1 protein-coding gene is annotated in these 1,560 nt (G+C 63.6%); it reads right to left on the bottom strand.

The window, feature by feature from the left end; translation table 11 throughout:
* Positions 1–110: 110 nt before the first annotated feature.
* A complete protein-coding gene (locus tag CZ345_RS04530; RefSeq protein ID WP_077072017.1) occupies positions 111–1,274 on the bottom strand; it encodes an IS110 family RNA-guided transposase in 1,164 nt (387 codons plus the stop codon).
* Positions 1,275–1,560: the final 286 nt, after the last annotated feature.

Consider the following 1,560-nt stretch of genomic DNA (forward strand, 5'->3'; position numbering starts at 1 on the left):
GGGGGTGTTCCTATAGTTTTGTCAACTGATTTTGTTGGCAAAGATCACTGCTTTCGAGCATGCTGACGCCAGCCCTTGTCGGGCTGGCGTTTTTCTATGGCTCTGGCTAGCTAGGCCGAGTACGGGACCTTGTCCCTCATGATCGCGTAGATCACCTTCATCCTCTTCCTGGCGACCGCCTTCAATGCCTCTCCGTGGCACATGCCGCGATCCCTGCATTTGCGGTAGTAGTCGCCGAACCGGCCCCTGCTCCTGCTAAGCGAGTTGCAGGAGAAGATGAGCAGGTTTTTCAGCCTCTTGTTTCCCTGGCGCGAGGCGCTCACCGACGATATCGACTTGCCTGACTGGCGGTTCCTGGGAGCGATTCCGCAATACGATGCGAGGTGGTCGTGGTCGGGGAAGTCGTCGATGTCGATGCTTATCACCAGCTCCGATGCGGTCCTTGGGCCGATTCCTGGGATGGTCAGCAGGCATTCGTAAGTGCCGTCCTCGACGAGCAGCGCCGTTATCTCCGTGTCGAGCCTTGCGGCTTCCTCGGCGGACTCCCTGATACGCCTGGCAAGCATCCTGACCTGCGGGTTCTCTGCCATGACCTGGTATTCGGACGGGCGCGTCGACGACGATATCGCCGCCAGCGCGGCGTCGATGCGCGCCCTGTTCGCGCCGCGGGTCACGGCGCCGACGGCAGGCTTGCCGGCATCCAGGATGCCCCAGGGGCCGCCCAGGGACTCCATCATCTTCAGCCAATGGGGATCGGCCAGGTCGGCCAGCGCCTCGAACGCGGGGCAGCTTTCCAGGAGTATGCTCCTGAGCCTGTTCTTGTCACGGGTGGAGCAGGTGACCATGTGGTTCCTCTGCGCCGCCATCGACCTTGCGGCCTCGAGCCTCTCGTCGCGCCTTGGCACGGGCAGCAGCGAATCCGGGATGCCGAGCGCCGTCTTGGCTATGACCGCGGCGTCGCGCTCGTCGGTCTTGGCGTCGCCCGCGAACAGCTTGGCAGCTCCGTGGGCGGCGATTCCCGGCAGGTAGGCGACGGGCAGCCCGGCCAGCCTTGCCCTCGATATCGCCAGCGACCCGATGTTGCGCACTTGGTCGACGACGACCAGCGTCCCTGCATCCACTCGGGCGAACAGGCTGTCCAGGTCATGCTCGGTGTTGGCCACGGGGCCGCTGGCGAGGATCTCGCCCTGCCTGGTCACGTGGCACGCCCAATGGGAGAACTTCCCGACGTCGAGGCCTATTACGGCAGGGCAGGCGGTGGCTTCGGTCAGCATGATGGTATCCTTCCAATCGTCGGTCGATCGGAATGCTGCCTCGCGCGACACCCACATTACCTGGCCGTGGCGCTCTTTGGTCGGAGGAGCCCGGCAGTTTCCTATTAGTCGTCAGAAGCAGCGGCGCCCGCGTCGGCAACACCCCCCGGGCCCTCAAGGGGCAGGGGCATAAGGCCGTCCGCGGGCGCCCGATCGGCAGTCCCTCGGGACATATGTCAATCGTAGTCCGACCGTCTAAGCGGATGGCTTAAGCGATTGGGCTAACTACTTCTCAAACTGTAATGGG

The sequence above is a fragment of the Mailhella massiliensis genome (assembly GCF_900155525.1).
In the GTDB taxonomy this organism is placed as follows: domain Bacteria; phylum Desulfobacterota; class Desulfovibrionia; order Desulfovibrionales; family Desulfovibrionaceae; genus Mailhella; species Mailhella massiliensis.

Bases quoted from the DNA above. Each gene is read 5' to 3' on its own strand.
- CZ345_RS04530 (WP_077072017.1), bottom strand. From the start codon at position 1,274: ATGCTGACCGAAGCCACCGCCTGCCCTGCCGTAATAGGCCTCGACGTC.